Below are 3,375 nucleotides of genomic sequence, written 5' to 3'. Positions count from 1 at the left end.
GGGCCGTCACGGTCAGAACGAGATCGAGGTGTCGATGAACTCGTTCGTGTACAGGTCGGCGGGGGTGTACCCGGCCGCCGGCGGGGTGCCGAGGTCGGTGTAGACCTTGCTGGCCTTGGTGAAGAAGTCCTCGAAGCGGGCGTCGTCGAAGTTGCCGTAGGTGGAGTCGGGTCCGTCGCCGACGAGGCCGAGGTCGACCTGCGTCTTGACCGAGTAGTCCGCCACGCCCTGCGTGTAGGTCCAGCCCGTGTCGTACTCCTCGACGAGCTTCAGGATGAGGTCGTTCGTCGCCTTGGGGTCCTCGTAGTACGCGACGCCGGCCTTCTGCAGGACGGGGACGAGCTTGGTGAGGCAGGGGCTCAGCGTGTCGAAGTCCGCGGCCTTCACCGACATCGACGACTGGTAGGTCTGCCATCCCGAGTCGTGGATGAGGGCGAACTTCACGGGCTTGCCCCAGGCCGAGACCTCGTTCTGGTAGACGAACGGCTCCGCCGAGGCGAAGCCCTGCTGCATGTCCTTGCCGCCGGCGGCGACGAAGTTGGACGGGGTGCCGTCGTACGAGCCGTCGAGGATCGCGGGGCTCGCGAGTCCGGCGCTCTTGAGGTACTCGATGTAGGCCGAGCCGTCGAAGTAGCGCCACACGCCGCCGTTGCCCTCGAGGGCGGGCTTGACGTCCTGGATGGTCTGGACGTCGGGGTAGGTCGCCGGGTCCCACATCACCATGGTCGGGCTGATGTCGAGCGGCGCCATGACGGCCTTGGTGGGGGTGGTGCCCGAGAGCTGGATCGCCTCGTCGGTGCTGACGTAGCCGAGGGTGATCTTGTCGTCCTGGTACATCTGGGCCGAGACGGTCTGGAAGCCGATCGCGGGACCGCCGGCGCGGATCTCGAGGTTCACGCCGGTGTACTCGCCGTCGGCCATGAGCGGGCCGGTGACCGCCTTGGTGTTGGCGTCGATCGTGTAGTCGTCCTTGATCATCTCGTACAGGTGGCCGTGCTCGGCCTCCGGGTTCCAGTCGGTCTGGACGACGATCGTCGCGGGGCAGTCGGCCGACAGGTCGACCGCGCCGATGGTGAGGTCGGAGCTGCTCGGCGCCGATTCCGCGGCGCTGCCGGCGCACGAGGTGAGCGTGAGGGCCATCGCGAACGCGCCGGTGACGGCGGTGCCGCGAACGAGGGTGCTGCGCTTCATGCTGTTTCGCTTTCTGTGACGGGTGGAGCTCTCGGGTGCGGAGGTGGTGCAGAAGGGGTCGGATGCCACGGCCGCGGGCACGCCCGAGGGCGCGATGCCGTGGCATCCGGTGTCTGGGTGTGGAGCGGGGTGAGGGAGCGGGGCCGGCGTCAGCGGGCGGCTTCGTACCAGCGGCCGACGGCGACCTTGGACAGCCAGCCGAAGAAGGCGAAGATCGCCACGCCGAGGAGGCACGCCGCGAGGATCGAGGCGAACAGCTCGGCGCTCTGCAGACGCGACTGGTAGTTGGAGATGAGCGAGCCGATGCCCGGCTCACCGCGGCGGAAGAAGTAGTCGCCGACGATCGCGCCGATGACCGAGAGTCCGGCCGAGGTGCGCATGCCGACGAAGATCGAGGGGAGCGCGGCGGGGAGGGTGAGCTTGGTCAGGACCGTCCACTTGTTGGCCTTCTGCAGGCGGAAGAGCTCCCGCTGCGACTTGTCGACCGACTGCAGACCGAACAGGGTGTTCGAGACCATGGGGAACAGCGCGATCAGGACGCACACGATGACGCGGGCGAGGAACTCATAGCCGAACCAGAAACCCACGAGGGGCACGAGCGCCAGGATCGGGATGCACTGCAGGATCACCGCGTAGGCGTAGGTGCTGCGCTCGACCCAGCGCGCCAGCGACATCGCGATGGCGCAGCCGACGCCGATGACCATGGCGATCGCGAGGCCCGTGAGGGCGACGCCCGTGGTGCGGAACAGCGCGGTCCAGATGTCGACGCTGACCTGCGGGTCGAAGAAGCCCTTCGTGAACATCTCGTGCGGCATCGGCAGGAGGAAGCCCTTGCCGGTCGCCGTGAGGACGCCCGAGACGACGTACCAGGCGCCCACGAGGACGGCCAGGACGCCGAGCGGCGGTCCCGCGAGCAGCAGCGCGCGGGCGACGGGGCCGCGACCGCGGGGCGGAGCCTTCGGGGCCGCGTCGATGGGCGGGATGGGGGTGGATGCCGTGGGCTCGGACGTCTCGGAGACGACCGGCTCTGCAGAGGTGGTGCTCATGAGTGTCCTTCCCGGAGGGCGTGGGAGACCTCGCCGACGAGCTTGGCGAACTCGCCCGTGTAGCGGATCTCGGGGTCGCGAGGCATGTCGAAGGGGACCTCGAAGGTGTCGACGAGGTGACCGGGGCGACCCGACATCACGACGACCTTGGTGGAGAGGTAGACCGCTTCGGACACCGAGTGGGTGATGAAGAGGCCGCCGAACTTCTGCGCGACGAAGATCTTCAGCAGCTCGTCGTTCAGGCGTTCGCGCGTGATCTCGTCGAGCGCACCGAACGGTTCGTCGAAGAGGAACAGTTCGGGGTCGAGCGTCAGCGAGCGGGCGAGTGACGCGCGCATCTTCATGCCGCCCGACATCTGCTTGGGCAGGTGCTTCTCGAAGCCCTTCAGGCCCACGAGGTCGATGGCCCACTGCGCCTTGGGCGTGCGCACCCGCTTGGGCTGCCAGTTCAGCTCGGCGAGCAGCTCGACGTTCGACTGCACGTCGCGCCAGGGCAGGAGCGTGGCGTCCTGGAAGACGTAGCCGATGCGGTCCGTGTTGACCGTCGCCGTGCCTTCGCTGGCCGACTCGAGGCCGGAGGCGATGCGCAGCAGGGTCGACTTTCCGCAGCCCGAGGGGCCGACGACGCTGACGAACTCGCCGCGCTGGACGACGAGGTCGACTCCGGAGAGGGCGGTGGTGCCGTTGGGGAACGTCATGGCGACGTTCCGGAAATCCAGCAGCGGCGCGGAGGGGCCCGCGAGCGTGGCTGCCGGGGAGGGGGAGGCGAGGGTCACGGAACGCTCACTTTCCGGTCGAGACGAGGGTCGGGAGTGCCGGTGCGGATGCGTCGGCGGTCGGTGCGGGTGTGGCGGTGGGAGCGGCGATGCGGGTGGAGACGGTGGTGCGGGCGACGACGCGTCCGCGGTGGAGGACGACGCGGTCGGCGGAGGCGAAAGCGACGGCCTCACCGAGCGAGTCGGCGCGGACGGCGACGAGGTCGGCGCGGGCGCCGGGGATCGGGCCGGCGAGGGGCAGGTTCATCACGTCGCGGGCACCGGTGGTGACGGCTTCGACGGCGTCTTCGGGGGCGAGGTGCCCGGCGGCGACCAGCAACGAGGCGGTCTCGAGGTGGTCGCAGCGGCCGACGGGGTTGAAC

3 protein-coding genes and 1 pseudogene are annotated in these 3,375 nt (G+C 69.2%); all 4 read right to left on the bottom strand.

What is annotated here, in order from left to right; all coding sequences use genetic code 11:
• Positions 1–12: 12 nt before the first annotated feature.
• The gene (locus LQV45_RS21895; RefSeq protein ID WP_230008801.1) at positions 13–1,191 is read right to left on the bottom strand and encodes an ABC transporter substrate-binding protein; all 1,179 of its coding nucleotides are present in this window, start codon (positions 1,189–1,191) and stop codon (positions 13–15) included.
• A 149-nt stretch (positions 1,192–1,340) separates the two neighbouring features.
• The gene (locus LQV45_RS21890) at positions 1,341–2,237 is read right to left on the bottom strand and encodes an ABC transporter permease (RefSeq protein ID WP_230008800.1); all 897 of its coding nucleotides are present in this window, start codon (positions 2,235–2,237) and stop codon (positions 1,341–1,343) included.
• Positions 2,234–3,013 (bottom strand): ABC transporter ATP-binding protein, encoded by a 780-nt coding sequence (locus LQV45_RS21885; protein WP_138178252.1) that lies wholly within the window; start codon positions 3,011–3,013, stop codon positions 2,234–2,236. Before LQV45_RS21885 ends, LQV45_RS21890 begins: the two co-directional genes overlap by 4 nt.
• Positions 3,014–3,020: 7 nt before the next feature.
• A pseudogene (locus LQV45_RS21880) lies at positions 3,021–3,375 on the bottom strand (cytosine deaminase); the annotation flags it as partial.

Source organism: Microbacterium sp. Bi128 (assembly GCF_918698205.1).
The sequence above is the reverse complement of the archived record's forward strand: the minus strand, read 5'-3'. Positions and strand labels throughout refer to the sequence as shown.

What these genes read in the sequence shown, in the direction of transcription:
- LQV45_RS21895 (WP_230008801.1), bottom strand. Translation starts at nt 1,191, where the DNA reads ATGAAGCGCAGCACCCTCGTTCGCGGCACCGCCGTCACCGGCGCGTTC.
- LQV45_RS21890 (WP_230008800.1), bottom strand. Translation starts at nt 2,237, where the DNA reads ATGAGCACCACCTCTGCAGAGCCGGTCGTCTCCGAGACGTCCGAGCCC.